Consider the following 18,615-nt stretch of genomic DNA (forward strand, 5'->3'; position numbering starts at 1 on the left):
ATGAGAAAAATTAGAAATATCAACCTAGATTTAATAAAAGTGCTTGCCTGTGTTGGAGTTGTTTTACTTCATACAACAATGGGCGGATTTAAAGAGACAGGCTCATGGAATTTTTTGGCATATTTATATTATTTAGGTACCTACTCTATTCCCCTATTTTTTATGGTCAATGGTTATTTATTGTTAGGAAAGAGAGAGATAACTTATCCCTACATACTCCAGAAAGTAAAATGGATTCTAATAACAGTGTCATCATGGACATTTATCGTATGGTTTTTTAAGCGAGATTTCACAACTAATCCAATAAAAAAAATTGTAGGATCTTTGCTACAAAAAGGTTATTTTTTTCAGTTTTGGTTTTTTGGTGCACTAATACTTATCTATTTATGTTTACCGATTTTAAAAAAATTTCTAAATTCAAAAAGAAGCTATCTATACATTTTATCTTTATTGATCTCTATTGGTTTGATATTTGAGTTAGCAAATGTCGTACTTCAAATGCCATTACAGTCATATGTTATACAAACTTTTAGGTTATGGACGTGGTTTTTCTACTACATTTTAGGAGGTTTGGTAGCTCAATTTGATAAAGATATTATAAAAAATGGTTTTAAGAGATGGATGAAAGTAGTTGCAGTACTTTTGTTATTGATTTCGCCAGTAATATTATTCTTCTTAGCAAAAACTATTTATCATAATCTTTTTGCCGAATATTATTATGATATTTTATTTGTAAAGATTGTAACTTTAGGCATCTTTTTGACGGTATTCACACTTGATTTGAATGGAGATAAGAGTAAATGGATTGTTTCTCTTTCTAATCAAACTATGGGGGTTTTCATAGTACACACTTATGTTATGAAGATGTGGGAAAAACTATTTGGTTTTAGTTTTGTAGGGTCATACTTACTATTTTCTATATTTACATTGTGTGTAAGCTTTATTGTTATTCGAATGTTAATAAAAGTTCCTTATCTTAATCGAATCATTAAATTATAAAAAGGAGAAAAAATGTACGATTATCTTATCGTTGGTGCAGGTTTGTCAGGGGCAATCTTTGCACATGAAGCTACAAAATGTGGAAAAAAAGTAAAAGTGATTGACAAGCGTGATCACATCGGTGGAAATATCTACTGTGAAAATGTTGAAGACATCAATGTCCACAAGTATGGTGCCCACATTTTCCATACCTCAAACAAAAAGGTTTGGGACTATGTCAACCAGTTCGCTGAATTCAATAACTATATCAACTCACCAGTGGCTAACTACAAGGGCAGCCTCTACAATCTTCCTTTCAACATGAACACCTTCTACGCTATGTGGGGGACAAAAACTCCACAAGAAGTCAAAGATAAAATTGCGCAACAAACGGCTGACATGAAGGATGTTGAACCTAAAAACCTGGAAGAACAAGCGATCAAGTTGATTGGTCCGGATATCTATGAAAAATTGATCAAGGGCTATACAGAAAAGCAATGGGGACGTTCTGCAACAGACCTTCCTCCGTTTATCATCAAGCGCCTCCCAGTGCGTTTGACCTTTGATAATAACTACTTTAATGACCGTTACCAAGGAATTCCAATCGGTGGATACAACGTCATCATTGAAAACATGCTTGGTGATGTGGAAGTAGAACTTGGGGTTGATTTCTTTGCTAATCGTGAAGAGCTTGAAGCATCAGCTGATAAAGTTGTCTTTACAGGAATGATTGACCAGTACTTTGATTACAAGCATGGTGAGTTGGAGTATCGCAGTCTTCGTTTTGAACATGAAGTCTTGGATGAAGAAAATTATCAAGGGAATGCTGTGATCAACTATACAGAACGTGAGATTCCTTATACTCGTATCATCGAACACAAGCATTTCGAGTATGGTACTCAACCGAAGACGGTTATCACTCGTGAGTACCCTGCTGATTGGAAACGTGGAGATGAACCATATTACCCAATCAACGATGAAAAGAACAACGCTATGTTTGCTAAGTACCAAGAAGAAGCAGCCAAAAATGATAAGGTTATCTTCTGTGGACGCCTAGCAGACTATAAATACTACGACATGCATGTTGTTATTGAACGTGCACTTAGTGTAGTAACGGATGAGTTTGGTTACTAAGACATACATTTTTAACAATATAATGATTGTTCAACAACAAAGAAAGGTACCCTATTATGAAAGGTATTATTCTCGCGGGTGGCTCGGGGACACGTTTATATCCTTTGACTCGAGCTGCATCAAAACAACTGATGCCGGTTTATGATAAACCGATGATTTACTATCCACTTTCAACATTGATGTTGGCTGGGATAAGAGATATTTTGATTATTTCAACTCCACAAGATTTGCCTCGTTTTAAAGATTTACTTCAAGATGGATCTGAGTTTGGGATTAAACTTTCTTACGCAGAGCAACCAAGTCCAGATGGTTTGGCACAAGCCTTTATCATTGGTGAAAAGTTTATTGGCGATGACAGCGTTGCTCTAATCTTAGGCGACAATATCTATCACGGGCCTGGCCTTTCTAAGATGTTACAAAAGGCAGCAGGTAAGGATTCGGGAGCAACTGTGTTTGGCTACCATGTTAAGGATCCAGAGCGCTTTGGTGTGGTTGAGTTTGACAAGGATATGAATGCTATTTCTATCGAAGAAAAGCCAGAACACCCTCGTTCAAACTATGCAGTTACAGGACTCTATTTCTATGATAATGATGTAGTGGAGATTGCCAAAAGTATTAAACCAAGTCCTCGTGGTGAGTTGGAAATTACAGATGTAAACAAGGCTTACCTAGATCGTGGAGATTTGTCCGTTGAGGTTATGGGACGTGGCTTTGCTTGGTTAGATACTGGCACTCATGAAAGTCTACTAGAGGCTTCACAGTACATCGAAACAGTGCAACGGATGCAAAATGTTCAGGTAGCAAACCTGGAAGAAATTGCTTACCGCATGGGCTATATCAGTCGAGAAGATGTCTTGGCCTTAGCCCAACCGCTTAAGAAAAATGAATACGGACAGTATCTGCTCCGTTTGATTGGAGAAGCATAGATGACAGATAATTTTTTCGGTAAGACGCTTGCGGCACGCAAGGTTGATGCAATTCCAGGTATGTTGGAGTTTGATATCCCCGTTCATGGTGATAATCGTGGATGGTTTAAAGAAAATTTCCAAAAGGAAAAAATGCTTCCACTTGGATTTCCAGAGTCATTCTTTGCAGAAGGAAAATTGCAAAACAATGTATCTTTCTCACGCAAAAATGTCCTCCGTGGTCTCCACGCAGAGCCTTGGGATAAGTACATCTCTGTAGCAGATGGTGGGAAAGTTCTGGGCTCTTGGGTTGATCTACGCGAGGGCGAAACCTTTGGTAATACTTATCAGACGGTTATTGATGCTAGCAAGGGAATTTTTGTTCCTCGAGGCGTGGCCAATGGCTTTCAAGTTCTATCAGATACAGTTTCTTATAGTTATCTGGTCAATGATTACTGGGCTCTCGAGCTCAAACCTAAGTATGCCTTTGTGAACTACGCTGATCCGAGCCTTGGCATCGAATGGGAAAATCTTGCAGAAGCAGAGGTTTCAGAAGCTGATAAAAATCATCCACTACTTAAGGATGTAAAACCTTTGAAAAAAGAAGATTTGTAAAAAGGAAAGAATATGACTGAATACAAAAAAATTATCGTGACAGGAGGAGCTGGTTTTATCGGTTCCAACTTTGTCCATTATGTTTACAAGAATTTTCCAGATGTTCACGTGACAGTCTTGGATAAGTTGACTTATGCTGGAAACCGCGCTAATATTGAGGAAATTTTAGGTGATCGTGTTGAGTTAGTTGTTGGTGACATTGCTGATGCAGAGTTGGTAGACAAGTTGGCAGCTCAAGCCGATGCTATCGTTCACTATGCGGCGGAAAGTCATAATGACAATTCACTCAATGATCCATCGCCATTTATCCATACCAACTTCATCGGAACCTATACTCTTTTGGAAGCGGCTCGCAAATATGATATTCGTTTCCACCATGTGTCTACAGACGAAGTTTATGGTGATCTTCCTCTACGTGAGGATTTGCCAGGTCATGGTGAAGGTCCAGGTGAGAAATTTACTGCTGAAACCAAATACAATCCAAGCTCTCCTTACTCATCAACTAAGGCAGCTTCGGACTTGATTGTCAAAGCCTGGGTACGTTCTTTTGGAGTCAAGGCAACGATTTCTAACTGTTCAAACAACTACGGTCCTTATCAACACATTGAAAAATTTATCCCACGTCAGATTACCAACATCCTAAGTGGCATAAAGCCAAAACTGTATGGTGAAGGTAAGAACGTTCGTGACTGGATTCACACCAATGACCATTCTTCAGGTGTATGGACAATCTTGACAAAAGGTCAAATTGGTGAAACCTACTTGATTGGGGCTGATGGCGAGAAGAACAACAAGGAAGTGTTGGCACTAATCCTTAAGGAAATGGGACAAGCTCCTGATGCTTATGACCATGTGACTGACCGTGCAGGACATGACCTTCGTTATGCGATTGACGCAAGCAAGCTCCGTGATGAGTTGGGCTGGAAACCAGAATTTACTAACTTTGAACAGGGTCTCAAAGACACCATTCAATGGTACAAAGATAACCAAGACTGGTGGCAGGGAGAAAAAGAAGCTGTTGAAGCCAACTACGCTAAAACACAAGAGGTTCTTGAAAAATAAAAGGCGGTGGGACAGAAATCGATAGACAAAATCTCGATTTCCTAATCCCAGCCTCGCGAAGATGATTAGGAGTTTTTGAAGTCTAAAAGTCAAACAAAAAGTCCAATTAGCTACCGCGTCAAAGTTTGATTGCTAATAAAAAGTGAGGTAGGGATTTTTTGTCCCAACCTCTATTGCTATACCGAAGAATTGTGAATCAGTTGAAAGGAAGAAATATGATTTTAATTACAGGAGCAAATGGCCAATTAGGAACAGAACTTCGTTATTTGTTAGATGAGCGTAATGAAGAATACGTTGCTGTTGATGTGGCTGAGATGGATATTACCAATGCAGAGATGGTTGAGAAAGTTTTTGAAGAGGTGAAACCGACTTTAGTATACCACTGTGCGGCTTACACAGCTGTTGATGCAGCAGAGGACGAAGGAAAAGAACTGGATTTTGCCATCAATGTTACGGGGACAGAGAATGTCGCAAAAGCATCCGAAAAGCATGGTGCAACTCTAGTCTACATTTCTACCGATTATGTCTTTGACGGTAAGAAACCAGTCGGACAAGAGTGGGAAGTTGATGACAAACCAGATCCCCAAACTGAATATGGTCGTACTAAGCGCATGGGAGAGGAACTTGTAGAGAAATACGTTTCAAGCTACTATATTATTCGTACTGCCTGGGTTTTTGGAAATTACGGCAAGAATTTCGTTTTTACCATGCAAAATCTAGCTAAAACTCATAAGACCTTGACAGTTGTAAATGATCAACATGGCCGTCCAACCTGGACGCGTACCTTGGCCGAGTTCATGACTTTCCTAGCTGAAAACCGCAAGGAATTTGGTTATTATCATTTGTCAAATGATGCGACAGAAGATACAACGTGGTATGACTTTGCAGTTGAAATTTTGAAGGATACAGACGTCGAAGTCAAGCCAGTGGACTCAAGCCAATTCCCTGCTAAGGCGAAACGTCCACTAAACTCAACGATGAGTCTGGCTAAAGCCAAAGCTACAGGATTTGTCATTCCAACTTGGCAAGATGCCTTGAAAGAATTTTATAAACAAGAAGTGAAAAAATAGGCTTACTGGAGGCAAAAATGGTTACACAAAGGGAGAGAAGAGAGATTCTCTTTCTTTTTTTGTTTCCTCACCTCTGCAATCGTCGGATAATTATAAAAATTCAAGAAAAAGCTTGGTTAAATGTTAGAAAATCCGAGCACGAATGTATTTTTTGTGTTATAATATTCTGTGAATAGCTATACCTTCATATAGCTATTAAAAATAGAAGTGTGAAACTTGGAAGATAGAGAGGACGCAGTGTAATGACTAGGAATGGTTTTTTTACAGGCTTAGATATCGGAACTAGCTCTATTAAAGTGTTGGTTGCAGAGCTTGTAAATGGTGAAGTAAATGTAATTGGCGTGAGCAATGCCAAAAGTAAAGGTGTCAAAGATGGGATTATCGTTGACATCGAAGCAGCAGCGACTGCTATTAAGTCTGCAATTTCTCAAGCAGAAGAAAAAGCAGGAATTTCAATTAAGTCTGTAAACGTTGGTTTGCCAGCTAATTTGCTACAAGTTGAACCAACTCAAGGCATGATTCCAGTGACATCAGACACCAAGGAAATTACTGATCAAGATGTCGAAAATGTTGTCAAATCAGCCTTGACTAAAAGTATGACTCCAGACCGTGAAGTTATCACCTTTATTCCAGAGGAATTTGTCGTAGATGGATTCCAAGGAATTCGTGATCCTCGTGGGATGATGGGAGTGCGCTTGGAAATGCGTGGTCTCTTGTATACTGGTCCACGTACAATTCTCCACAATCTTCGTAAAACTGTTGAGCGTGTAGGAGTTCAAGTTGATAACGTGATTATTTCGCCTCTTGCAATGGTTCACTCTGTCTTGAATGAAGGTGAACGTGAGTTTGGTGCGACTGTTATTGATATGGGTGGTGGGCAAACGACTGTTGCCACTATTCGCAACCAAGAACTTCAATACACAAATGTCAACCAAGAGGGTGGCGATTATGTCACAAAAGACATTTCTAAAGTTCTCAAGACTTCTAAGAAAATTGCAGAAGGTCTAAAACTGAACTACGGGGAAGCTTATCCACCGTTAGCTAGTAAAGAAACCTTCCAAGTTGAAGTGATCGGTGAGGTTGAACCAGTTGAAGTGACTGAGGAATACTTGGCTGAGATTATTTCAGCAAGACTTAAGCACATTTTTGAGCAAATTAAGCAAGAGTTGGAAAGACGTCACCTATTAGACTTGCCAGGAGGTATTGTCTTAATTGGTGGGAATGCCCTTCTTCCAGGTGTCGTTGAATTGGCCCAAGAAGTATTTGGAGTACGTGTTAAATTATTCGTGCCAAATCAAGTTGGGATTCGCAACCCTGCTTTCGCTCATGTCATCAGCTTGTCAGAATTCGCTGGTAGTCTTACTGAAGTGAATGTTTTGGCACAACGAGCAATTCGAGGCGACCAGAGTTTACGCCACCAACCGATTGATTTTAGAAATTCAGCTCAACCAGTTTCACCTGTTTCTCCACGCCCAGTATTTAATACAGTGACAACTCCTGAGCCTGAAACAACTCAATCTGTTGAACCAGTAGCTCCTCTTCAATCAGAAGAAAAGAGCAAGGGTAAATTAACGGATCGTTTCCGTAGCTTGATTGGAAGCATGTTTGACGAATAAAATAGAGGAATATAAATATGACATTTTCATTTGATACAGCAGCTGCACAAGGTGCAGTAATTAAAGTAATCGGTGTCGGTGGTGGTGGTGGAAATGCCATCAACCGTATGGTTGACGAAGGCGTTTCTGGCGTTGAGTTTATCGCAGCCAACACAGATGTACAGGCTTTGAGCAGTACAAAAGCTGAGACAGTTATCCAGCTTGGCCCTAAATTGACTCGTGGACTTGGTGCAGGAGGACAACCTGAGGTTGGTCGTAAAGCTGCAGAAGAAAGCGAAGAAGTGCTGACAGAAGCAATCAGCGGTGCAGACATGGTCTTCATCACTGCTGGTATGGGTGGTGGTTCTGGTACAGGTGCTGCACCAGTTATCGCTCGTATTGCAAAAAGCCTCGGAGCTTTGACAGTAGGTGTTGTCACTCGTCCATTTGGCTTTGAAGGAAGCAAACGTGGACAATTTGCTATCGAAGGGATCAACGAACTTCGTGAGCATGTTGATACACTCTTGATTATCTCAAACAATAACTTGCTAGAAATCGTCGACAAGAAAACTCCACTTCTTGAAGCATTGAGTGAAGCAGACAACGTTCTTCGTCAAGGTGTACAAGGGATTACAGATTTGATCACAAATCCTGGTTTGATCAACTTGGACTTTGCAGACGTTAAGACTGTTATGGCTAACAAAGGAAATGCCCTTATGGGCATTGGTATCGGTAGCGGTGAAGAACGTGTTGTAGAAGCTGCTCGTAAAGCTATCTACTCACCACTTCTTGAAACAACTATCGATGGTGCTGAGGATGTGATTGTTAACGTAACTGGTGGTTTGGACTTAACTTTGATTGAAGCTGAGGAAGCATCAGAAATTGTTAACCAAGCAGCTGGTCATGGTGTTAACATCTGGCTTGGAACATCTATTGATGAGACTATGAAAGACGAAATCCGCGTGACTGTTGTTGCGACAGGAGTACGTCAAGATAAAGTTGAGAAAGTTGTAACTGCTCAACCACGCCAAGCAGCCTACCGTGAACCTGCTAGAACTAGCCATACACATACATATGATCGCAATTTTGATATGGCTGATACAGTAGAGTTACCAACTCCAAGTCATCGTCGCCCAGAAGCTCCAAAGACATCAGCCTTTGGTGACTGGGACTTGAGACGTGATGCCATTGTTCGCCAAGGAGATCCAGTTGTTTCTCCTGTAGAACGTTTTGAGGTTCCAGCCGCAACAGATGAAGATGAGTTGGAAACTCCACCATTCTTTAAAAATCGTTAATGAAGATGAATTTAAAAGAAAATACGAACCTTGTTTTTCAACAGATATCGAATGCAGTTCAGGAAGCCGGTCGTGAAAACGATTCGGTTTCTGTGATTGCGGTGACCAAATATGTAGATGTTGAAACAGCCTCTGCTTTGGTTTCGCAAGGAGTGCAACACATCGGTGAGAACCGTGTTGATAAATTTCTTGACAAGTATCATGCCTTGAGTGATAAAAATCTTACTTGGCATTTGATAGGAACCTTACAGAGACGTAAAGTCAAGGAAGTAATTTCTTATGTGGATTATTTTCATGCTTTAGATTCCTTAAAGCTAGCTCAGGAAATTCAAAAACGAGCGGACCACAAGATTAAGTGCTTTTTGCAAGTAAATATCTCCCAGGAAGAGAGCAAGCATGGTTTTGCGAAAGAAGAACTTTTAGCCCTTTTGCCAGAACTCTCAGAATTAGATCAGATTGAGTACGTTGGATTGATGACCATGGCTCCATTTGAAGCTACAAGTCAAGAGTTACAAGAGATATTTAAAGAAACGCAAGAATTGCAAAAAACCATTCAAGAAAAACATCTCCCCAATATGCCGATGACAGAACTCAGTATGGGAATGAGTCGAGACTTTAAAGAAGCGATTCAATTTGGTTCAACTTTTGTTCGAATCGGCACAGCATTTTTTAAGTAGGAAATAACCATGTCATTAAAAGATAAATTTGATAAGTTTATAGATTATTTCACTGAAGATGGAGAAGAGGTGGCACCAAACGTTGCTGAGTTAAAGCCTGAAAAAACGCTAACATCAGTGTCTGCCCCCAAGGAAGAACTTCCACAAGCACAACAGCTACCACAACCATCACAAGTGAATACTAAAGAAAAAAATATTACTCGCCTTCATGCTCGTCAGCAAGAGTTGGCGATGCAGAGCCATCGTAGTACAGAAAAGGTAACCATTGATGTTCGTTATCCTCGTCGCTACGAAGATGCAACAGATATCGTTGATTTACTGGCAGGTAATGAAAGTATTTTAATCGATTTCCAATATATGACTGAAGTACAAGCGCGTCGTTGTCTAGACTATTTAGATGGGGCACGTCACGTATTGGCTGGTGAATTGAGAAAAGTTGCAAATACTATGTACCTTTTGACACCAGTAGGAGTTGTAGTAAATATCGAAGATATTCGCTTGCCTGAGGGAACTCAGAGTGAAGAATTCGACTTTGATATGAAGAGAAATCGAGTGAAATAATGATATTTCTAATTCGCTTCATTCAAAATGCTACAGATATCTATTCTTGGATACTTGTAGCTTTTGCTCTCTTATCCTGGCTTCCAAATGCCTATGAGACAGCAGTAGGTCGCTTGTTGTCTAGTTTAGCTAGACCGATCCTTCAACCCTTGAGTCGTCTGCCTCTAAGATTTGGAGGTTTTGACTTTTCAGTATGGGTGGCTGTCATCTTGGTTCATCTTGTTGGAAACTATCTCATTCGTTTTCTTTATATACTAGCATGAGAAAAGACATCTATCAGCATTTCTCAGTCGAGGATATTCCCTTTATTGATAAAGGCTTGGAGTGGCTAAGGCAGGTAGAAGAGCACTACGCTCCTATCTTAACTCCCTTTATCAATCCCCATCAGGTCTTTATCCTAAAGACATTGGGAAATAATCATGGGATTCAAGTTTTTTCTAGCAATGATTTTGTAGCTACAGAATATAGTCGTGTGCTACTTGCACCAGATTATTTCATACCGACGAATTTAGCGGATTTTGAAATGGAATTGCTTGAGATTGTCTACTCTAGCAAATTTGAACAATTGACTCACGCTAAGATTTTGGGAACAGTCCTTAATCGACTGGGTATTGATCGCAAGCTCTTTGGTGATATATTGGTAACGGAAAATAGAGCGCAAATCATTGTAGACCAGAAATTCACTCCTCTCTTTCAAGACGGGATTCAAAAGATTGCCAAACTACCTGTTAAACTGGAAGTCAGATCTTTTGAAGATTTTTTAGAGGCTGAAAATGATTATCAAGAGAAGGAAGTTTTGCTTCCAAGTCTGCGCTTGGATGCTTTCTTATCAAATGTTTTGAAATTATCTCGATCACAGACCAGTGATTTATTAGCCAAAAAATATGTTCAGGTAAATTACCATCTGGTTGAAAAATCTGACTATCAAGTCAAGATAGGTGATTTAGTAAGTGTCAGACGTTTTGGAAGGATTAGTATTCTGAGAGAAAATGGTCAAACCAAAAGAGATAAGAAGAAAATAACAGTCCAAGTCCTACGAAGTAAGTGAGAAAAGATATGCCAGTTACCCCCCCTTGAAATTAGGGATAAGGTTTTTTCAACGAAATTCAGAGGCTATGATAAGGATCAAGTTGACGAATTTTTAGATAAGATTCTTTGGGACTATGAGGAATTGATACGGTACAAGGATGAATCTGAAGACTATATCAAAAAATTAGAAGATAGTCTGTCGGCTTTTACCAACGATTTTCCTAAGAGACAAGTAACAAATGAGCAAAAACAAGAAACAATGAATGATTCTGTTTTTTATTAAGTAAGTGAGGAAAAATATGCCAATTACGTCATTAGAAATTAAGGATAAAACCTTTAGTACTAAGTTTAGAGGTTTTAATCCAGAAGAGGTTGATGAATTTCTAGACATTGTTGTTCGTGACTATGAAACACTGGTTCGTAGCAACCACGAAAAAGAGCAACATATTAAAAATCTAGAAGAACGTTTGTCTTATTTTGATGAGATTAAAGATTCTTTGAGTCAGTCAGTATTGATTGCTCAAGATACTGCGGAACGCGTTAAGCAAGCGGCCAACGAACGTTCTCAAAACATCATCAAACAGGCTGAGCAAGATGCACATCGATTGCTCGACGAAGCTAAGTACAAGGCCAATGAAATTTTGCGTCAAGCAACTGACAATGCCAAGAAAGTTGCAGTAGAGACAGAGGAATTGAAGAACAAGAGTCGCGTCTTCCATCAACGTTTGAAATCTACGATTGAAAGTCAATTGGCTATCGTAGATTCATCTGACTGGGAAGAAATTTTGCGCCCAACAGCTACTTATCTACAAACTAGCGATGAAGCCTTCAAGGAAGTTGTTGCAGAAGTTTTAGGTGAAGATGTGTCTGCCTACCATGAGGAAGAACCAATTGATATGACTCGTCAGTTTTCGCCTGAGGAAGTAGCAGAGCTCCAAGCTCGAATCGAAGCTGCGAATCGAGAACTAGTAGAATCTCAGAAAGAAGCTGCTCCAACCAAGTCAACTGATGCAGGTCCAGGGCAAACTGAAGAAGATTCTCAATCAGCACCCTTGACAGAATCTATTGATCTTTTATAAGAAATAAAATCTGAGAACAAGATCTTATCAAACATATTTTTAGCGAGTAGGAGATGGTGGAAGTCCTACAATCCCTGTTGATAAGATTATCCTCTCAAGTTATCAAGTCTGAAGTTAGTAGGATTTGACGTTGCCCCACGTTACGGGAAAAGAGGGAGAAAGACTAGTTCTTTTTCCGAACAAAGGTGGTACCACGATTTTCGTCCTTTTTAGCGAGTCGTGGTTTTTAATTTGTCTATATAATAAAGGAGATATTATGAAACTCAAAGAAACTTTAAATCTTGGGAAAACTGACTTCCCAATGCGTGCAGGCCTTCCAACCAAAGAGCCAGTCTGGCAAAAAGAATGGGAAGAAGCAAAATTGTACCAACGTCGTCAAGAATTAAATGAAGGAAAACCTCATTTCACTCTTCATGATGGCCCTCCATACGCTAACGGAAATATCCACGTTGGTCATGCTATGAACAAGATTTCAAAAGATATCATTGTTCGTTCTAAGTCTATGTCAGGATTCTACGCACCATACATCCCAGGTTGGGATACACACGGACTACCAATCGAGCAAGTTTTGGCAAAACAAGGTGTTAAACGCAAAGAGATGGATTTGGTTGAATACTTGAAACTTTGCCGTGAATACGCTCTTTCTCAAGTAGATAAACAACGCGAAGACTTCAAACGTTTAGGTGTTTCTGGTGACTGGGAAAATCCATATGTAACTTTGACCCCTGACTATGAAGCAGCGCAAATTCGTGTCTTCGGCGAGATGGCTAACAAGGGCTATATCTACCGTGGTGCCAAGCCAGTTTACTGGTCATGGTCATCTGAGTCAGCTCTTGCTGAAGCAGAGATTGAATACCATGACTTGGTTTCAATATCACTTTACTATGCCAATAAGGTCAAGGATGGCAAAGGTGTTCTAGATACAGATACTTATATCGTTGTCTGGACAACTACTCCATTTACCATCACTGCTTCTCGTGGTTTGACTGTTGGTGCGGATATTGACTACGTTTTGGTTCAACCTGATGGTGAAACTCGTAAGTTTGTGGTTGCTGCTGAATTGTTGAACAGCTTGTCTGAGAAATTTGGCTGGACTGATGTTCAAGTTTTGTCGACTTATCGTGGTCAAGAATTGAACCATATCGTGACAGAACACCCATGGGATACTGCAGTAGATGAACTCGTTATCCTTGGTGACCACGTTACAACTGACTCTGGTACAGGTATCGTCCATACAGCTCCTGGTTTTGGTGAGGACGACTACAATGTTGGTGTGGCTAATGGTCTTGAAGTTGCTGTGACAGTTAACGAACGCGGAATTATGATGGCTAATGCTGGCGCTGAGTTCGAAGGTCAATTCTATGACAAGGTGGTTCCAACTGTTATCGAGAAACTAGGCAACCTCCTTCTTGCTCAAGAAGAAATCTCTCACTCATACCCATTTGACTGGCGTACGAAAAAACCAATCATCTGGCGTGCAGTGCCACAATGGTTTGCCTCTGTATCCAAATTCCGTCAAGAAATCTTGGACGAAATTGAAAAAGTAAAATTCCACTCAGAATGGGGTAAAGTCCGTCTTTACAATATGATTCGTGACCGTGGTGACTGGGTCATCTCTCGTCAACGTGCTTGGGGAGTTCCTCTTCCAATCTTCTACGCAGAAGACGGCACACCAATCATGACAGCTGAAACGATTGAACATGTAGCTCAACTCTTTGAGGAACATGGTTCAATTATCTGGTGGGAACGTGATGCTAAAGACCTCTTGCCAGAAGGATTTACACATCCAGGTTCACCAAATGGTGAGTTCAAGAAAGAAACAGACATCATGGATGTATGGTTCGACTCAGGTTCATCATGGAATGGTGTCGTGGTTAATCGCCCAGAACTTAAATATCCGGCAGACCTGTACCTAGAAGGTTCTGACCAGTACCGTGGTTGGTTCAACTCTTCACTTATCACATCTGTGGCTAACCATGGCGTAGCACCTTACAAACAAATCTTATCACAAGGTTTTGCCCTTGATGGTAAAGGTGAGAAGATGTCTAAATCTCTTGGAAATACCATTGCTCCAAGCGATGTTGAAAAACAATTTGGTGCGGAAATCTTGCGTCTCTGGGTAACAAGTGTAGACTCAAGCAACGACGTTCGTATCTCTATGGATATCTTGAGCCAAGTCTCTGAAACTTATCGTAAGATCCGTAACACCCTTCGTTTCTTGATTGCTAATACTTCTGACTTTAACCCAGCTGAGGATGCAGTCGCTTACGAAGAACTTCGTTCTGTTGATAAGTACATGACCATCCGCTTTAACCAACTTGTTAAGACCATTCGTGATGCTTATGCAAACTTTGAATTCTTGACAATCTATAAAGCACTAGTGAACTTTATCAACGTTGATCTATCTGCCTTCTACCTTGACTTCGCCAAAGATGTTGTTTACATTGAAGGGGCTAAGTCGCTTGAACGTCGTCAAATGCAGACCGTCTTCTATGATATCCTTGTAAAAATCACCAAACTCTTGACACCAATCCTTCCTCACACTGCGGAAGAAATCTGGTCATATCTTGAGTTTGAAGCCGAAGACTTTGTTCAATTGTCAGAATTGCCAGAAGCTCAAACATTTGCTAACCAAGAAGAAATTTTGGATACCTGGGCAGCCTTCATGGACTTCCGTGGACAAGCTCAAAAAGCCTTGGAAGAAGCTCGTAATGCAAAAGTAATCGGTAAATCACTTGAAGCTCACTTGACTGTTTATCCAAATGAAGTGGTGAAAACGCTCCTCGCAGCAGTAAATAGCAATGTTGCTCAACTCTTGATCGTCTCAGAATTGACCATCGCAGAAGGACCAGTTCCAGAAGGTGCAGTAGCCTTTGAAGATGTAGCCTTCACAGTTGAACGCGCTGCAGGTGAAGTTTGTGACCGTTGCCGTCGTATCGATCCAAGTACAGCAGAACGTAGCTACCACGCAACCATCTGTGACCACTGTGCAAGTATCGTTGAAGAAAACTTTGCGGACGCAGTTGCAGAAGGTTTTGAAGTCAAATAATGCTGTGACTGGTTACTAGAGATACTAATGAAGTAACAATAACATAATTACTGGTGAGGGTGGTCCAAAAGTTAATTTGAATAGAAACCAATAGCACTCTCCAAAATCAAAGGCATAATATCAAGACTTTTGAAGTCGTGGTATTGTGCTTTTTTTCTTGTAATGTTTTTTACATAGTATCGCTTTTTAAAACAGATGCATGTTTGATGACTTTTTAATCTTGCTGATAAAAATAATCATGAGCTAATATTTTTGAAATATAAATAAAAAAAACTACAAAACAAAAACAACGCGACACATTAAAATAAAAAATATGAACCAAACAACCTATAAAGATACAAAAAATATCGTTTGTTCACTATTTTCAATCATTTAGACGTTTGAATAAAAATATTTTTGATTTTAAAATATCTCTAGAAATATGTCCAAAAAAATAAAATTTACAAGCTGAAAAGGCTAACATATATACATATTTTATAAAATGACTAATTTCAAAAAAGAAAACAAATAATTTGAACAGTTTAAGTAATTGTATTATAATAAAATAGTGTGTAAAATACACTATAGAAAACATCAAAAAGGAGAATATGTGATGTATTTTAATCGTAAAAATGCGGAACAAAAGAACTGGCGGATGATCAAAAAAGGAAAACATTTCTTGTTTGGTTGTTCGCTTGTCTTTGCGATTGGAGCTGCCCTAGCTACTCCAACAGTTCAAGCTGACACTGCAGAAGCTAAAGTGGATGCTACAGTAGGAACAGCTCAAGCAGAACCTAATGCTGAAGGACCTACCTATGCTGCACCAGCTGCAACTAGCCCAGTTGCGACTGAAGCAGTAGAAGCAAATTCAGCAACAACTGTCGTTTCAGCTGACAAATCTCAACTAGAAGCTGTTTTGACACAAGCTAAAGCTAAAAACTTGGATGGTCAAGAAGCTTCAGTTAAAGCTGAAGTAGCAGCTGCAATTGCAGAAGCAGAAGCATTAGTTGCGAACGGTTCAGCAAGCCAAGATCAAATCAACCAAAGTGTTGAACGCTTGAATCAAGCTGTGGCAAGTGTGAAGGAAGTTACTGAAGCAGCAGCTGAGAAAACATCAGAAGCAACTACAGAATCTTCTGCCACTCCTAAAGTAAGAAGCAGACGTGCTGTTGAAGGTTCAGTACGTTCAGTGGATGAAACTAACCTGCAAAGAGCGATAGTTACTAAAGAAAACTTTGAAAGTTTCTTCCAAGAAGGTGGAACTGCTACATATGATAAATCAACAGGTACTATTAAGTTGACAGATGACGTTTCAGGTCAAGTTGGTAGTGCTTACCTTCGGTTTAAAATTGACTCTGGACAACCTTTTACCTTCACTGGTAAGGTAGATATTGGTAATAAATACGAAGGTCATAAAGTAGATGGTCGTCCAGGTGGTGATGGAGTTGGTTTCGTCTTCCATACAGGTAAGGTAGATACTATTGGACAATCTGGTGCTTCAATCGGTATGGGAACTATCAAAAATGCCTTTGGTTTCAAACTAGACTCATGGCACAACACCTCTAATCCAAATGCTAACCAAAATGCATCAGCCGATCCAAAATATGGTGGTAGAGCATGGGAAAGTAATGCCTTCGGTTCATTCTACTCATCAAATAATGCTGGTAAGGTAACGACAAGTAGCTCAGCAGCAAAAGCTCTAAATCCAGCTCCTAGTGGCCAATGGGTAGACTTTAAAATTGAATACGATAAAGAAAAAAACTTTACAGTAACTTATGGCTCACAAACTTGGACAACAAACTTAAAAAACGCTAACACTAGCATCATGACATTTGATGCTAAGCGTGCCTTGACTACTGGTAATCCAACCTTTGCCCTTTCGTTCTTAGGAAGTACAGGTTCTGGTACTAACTTGCAACGCGTTCAGATTGAAAAATTTGAGTTTACAGCGCCACAAATCGTCCACATGAAATTTGTTGATGCAAAAGGTAATGAAATCGAAGCAAGTAGTGCGATTCCAGGTGATGAAAATGAGGTTATTAACCTTAGCACCCAAGACAGCAAAATTGCAGCAGTCGAAGCTAAAGGTTATAAATTAAAGAGAATCGATGCAAGCAAAGCACCTTCATACAACCAAGGAAACAACACCGTTACCCTAACTCCAGGTGGGCAGTTGTTGACTTATGTATTTGAAGAGAAAGATACAACACCACCAGCAGCTCCAACTGTAAACCCAGTGACAGCAGCCTCTACAGCAGTAACAGGTACAGCTGAGCCAGGATCAACCGTAGAAGTAACCCTTCCAAATGGTTCCACAGTATCCGCAAAAGCTGACCAAGATGGAAACTTCAGCGTTCCAGTTAGCGGATTGGAAGAAGGTAAAACAGTATCTGTAACAGCGACAGATGCAGCAGGTAACAAGTCAACACCGACATCAGTTACAGTTCCAGATACAACAGCTCCAGCAGCCCCAACTGTAAACCCAGTTAAGGCAGGCGCTACTGCCATTACAGGTACAGCCGAAGCAGGCTCAACCGTAGAAGTAACCCTTCAAAATGGACAAAAAGCCTCTGCAAAAGCTGGAGAAAATGGTGAGTTTTCAATTCCAGTTCCAGCTTTGAATGCTGATGATCAAATTAGTGTTACAGCAACAGATGCAGCTAAAAACACATCAACTCCAACTAAAGTTACTGTAAAAGAGACAGTTCGTCCGACCTTACACATTCCATATGATGATCCTGCGACACAAGCCATTTATGTTTACTCTGGTGAAGAAAATAATATTGAGCTAAAGGTAACTGATAATTCAGGTAAGATTGTAAAAGCTTATCTAGCTTTACCACAAGATAACCGCAGTGGGCTTGGTGCAGAAGACACTACCTTCTTAAACGGTAGAACTAAAGGTGGTTTGTATCTTAAGACTGAAGGTATTCATGTAGAAACTACTGCTACAGAGTCAACTCCAGCTATCGTTCGCGTAACTGGTGAAGTTCCTAAAAACACTTACACAGAAAGTAGTGGACAAATCACTCGTTACCTCTTTGCTGAAGATGCGGCGGGTAATACAGGTTATGAACATGTTGGTGATGCGACTACACCAGGACAACTTGGGCGTATCCGTTTTATGTGGAAACCACAGTCATTCAAATATACTGCAGTAGCTCCATCAACACCGATTAAATCAAATACTGTTCCAGAAGCGAGTGTCCTTGAAAAAGCTGTTAAAGATGCGAACCCAACTTTCAGCGATAAGATTGAAAGTGTTTCTGTAGATGGTACTAATGTTAAAGTGACTTATAAGGATGGCAGTACAGATGTTATTCCAGCAGACTCAGTATTCACAATTGAACCAACTGCACCTACAGTAACACCAGTTAAAAACCCATCAATCCTAACTCAACCAGAAAAAGATGCAGTTAAGAAAGCTGTAGAAACAGCGAACCCAAGTGCAACTAAGGTTGAAGTAGGAACCGATGGTACTACAACACTAACCTACTCAAATGGATCAACAGCTACCTTAAAACCAGAGCAAACAGTTAGTCAAGCAGATATCACAGCACCAGAGGCACCAAGTGTGAACCCAGTTA

At 40.0% G+C, this 18,615-nt stretch carries 16 protein-coding genes; all 16 read left to right on the forward strand.

What is annotated here, in order from left to right:
• The gene (locus HMPREF2987_RS06375; RefSeq protein WP_075229806.1) at positions 1–999 is read left to right on the forward strand and encodes an acyltransferase; all 999 of its coding nucleotides are present in this window, start codon (positions 1–3) and stop codon (positions 997–999) included.
• A 12-nt stretch (positions 1,000–1,011) separates the two neighbouring features.
• Positions 1,012–2,112 (forward strand): UDP-galactopyranose mutase, encoded by a 1,101-nt coding sequence (glf, locus tag HMPREF2987_RS06380; protein ID WP_075229807.1) that lies wholly within the window; start codon positions 1,012–1,014, stop codon positions 2,110–2,112.
• A 56-nt stretch (positions 2,113–2,168) separates the two neighbouring features.
• On the forward strand, positions 2,169–3,038 hold the full coding sequence (rfbA, locus tag HMPREF2987_RS06385) for a glucose-1-phosphate thymidylyltransferase RfbA (protein WP_075229808.1): 870 nt from the start codon (positions 2,169–2,171) through the stop codon (positions 3,036–3,038).
• Positions 3,039–3,632: a dTDP-4-dehydrorhamnose 3,5-epimerase family protein gene (locus HMPREF2987_RS06390; protein WP_075227276.1), complete on the forward strand. Its 594-nt coding sequence runs from the start codon at positions 3,039–3,041 to the stop codon at positions 3,630–3,632. It abuts the gene before it with no gap.
• A gap of 12 nt (positions 3,633–3,644) precedes the next feature.
• Positions 3,645–4,694, forward strand: coding sequence for a dTDP-glucose 4,6-dehydratase (gene rfbB, locus HMPREF2987_RS06395; protein WP_075229809.1), 1,050 nt, complete (start codon positions 3,645–3,647; stop codon positions 4,692–4,694).
• Positions 4,695–4,909: 215 nt separating this feature from the next.
• Entirely contained in the window at positions 4,910–5,764 is an 855-nt protein-coding gene (rfbD, locus tag HMPREF2987_RS06400) for a dTDP-4-dehydrorhamnose reductase (protein ID WP_075229810.1), read from the forward strand.
• Positions 5,765–6,006: 242 nt separating this feature from the next.
• Positions 6,007–7,380 (forward strand): cell division protein FtsA, encoded by a 1,374-nt coding sequence (gene ftsA, locus HMPREF2987_RS06405; protein ID WP_075229811.1) that lies wholly within the window; start codon positions 6,007–6,009, stop codon positions 7,378–7,380.
• Positions 7,381–7,397: 17 nt separating this feature from the next.
• Positions 7,398–8,654, forward strand: coding sequence for a cell division protein FtsZ (gene ftsZ, locus HMPREF2987_RS06410; protein ID WP_049548722.1), 1,257 nt, complete (start codon positions 7,398–7,400; stop codon positions 8,652–8,654).
• A 5-nt stretch (positions 8,655–8,659) separates the two neighbouring features.
• On the forward strand, positions 8,660–9,331 hold the full coding sequence (locus HMPREF2987_RS06415; RefSeq protein ID WP_075229820.1) for a YggS family pyridoxal phosphate-dependent enzyme: 672 nt from the start codon (positions 8,660–8,662) through the stop codon (positions 9,329–9,331).
• Between the two features lie 9 nt (positions 9,332–9,340).
• Entirely contained in the window at positions 9,341–9,892 is a 552-nt protein-coding gene (locus tag HMPREF2987_RS06420; RefSeq protein WP_075229812.1) for a cell division protein SepF, read from the forward strand.
• Positions 9,892–10,155, forward strand: a complete 264-nt coding sequence (locus HMPREF2987_RS06425; RefSeq protein ID WP_075229813.1) for a YggT family protein — start codon at positions 9,892–9,894, stop codon at positions 10,153–10,155. The genes HMPREF2987_RS06420 and HMPREF2987_RS06425 overlap by 1 nt, the downstream gene beginning before the upstream one ends.
• The gene (locus HMPREF2987_RS06430; RefSeq protein ID WP_075229814.1) at positions 10,152–10,940 is read left to right on the forward strand and encodes a YlmH family RNA-binding protein; all 789 of its coding nucleotides are present in this window, start codon (positions 10,152–10,154) and stop codon (positions 10,938–10,940) included. Before HMPREF2987_RS06425 ends, HMPREF2987_RS06430 begins: the two co-directional genes overlap by 4 nt.
• A gap of 30 nt (positions 10,941–10,970) precedes the next feature.
• The gene (locus HMPREF2987_RS10365) at positions 10,971–11,204 is read left to right on the forward strand and encodes a DivIVA domain-containing protein (protein ID WP_306806753.1); all 234 of its coding nucleotides are present in this window, start codon (positions 10,971–10,973) and stop codon (positions 11,202–11,204) included.
• 16 nt (positions 11,205–11,220) lie between these two features.
• Complete coding sequence (locus HMPREF2987_RS06435) at positions 11,221–12,000, forward strand: DivIVA domain-containing protein (protein WP_075229815.1); 780 nt, start codon at positions 11,221–11,223, stop codon at positions 11,998–12,000.
• Positions 12,001–12,256: 256 nt separating this feature from the next.
• Positions 12,257–15,049 carry an isoleucine--tRNA ligase gene (gene ileS, locus HMPREF2987_RS06440; RefSeq protein ID WP_075229816.1) on the forward strand — a complete coding sequence of 931 codons (2,793 nt, stop codon included), beginning with the start codon at positions 12,257–12,259 and terminating at the stop codon, positions 15,047–15,049.
• 592 nt (positions 15,050–15,641) lie between these two features.
• A partial coding sequence (locus tag HMPREF2987_RS06445; RefSeq protein ID WP_142995374.1) for a lectin-like domain-containing protein occupies positions 15,642–18,615 on the forward strand: 2,974 nt, incomplete at its 3' end.

The sequence above is a fragment of the Streptococcus sp. HMSC067H01 genome (assembly GCF_001814775.1).
Lineage (GTDB): Bacteria > Bacillota > Bacilli > Lactobacillales > Streptococcaceae > Streptococcus.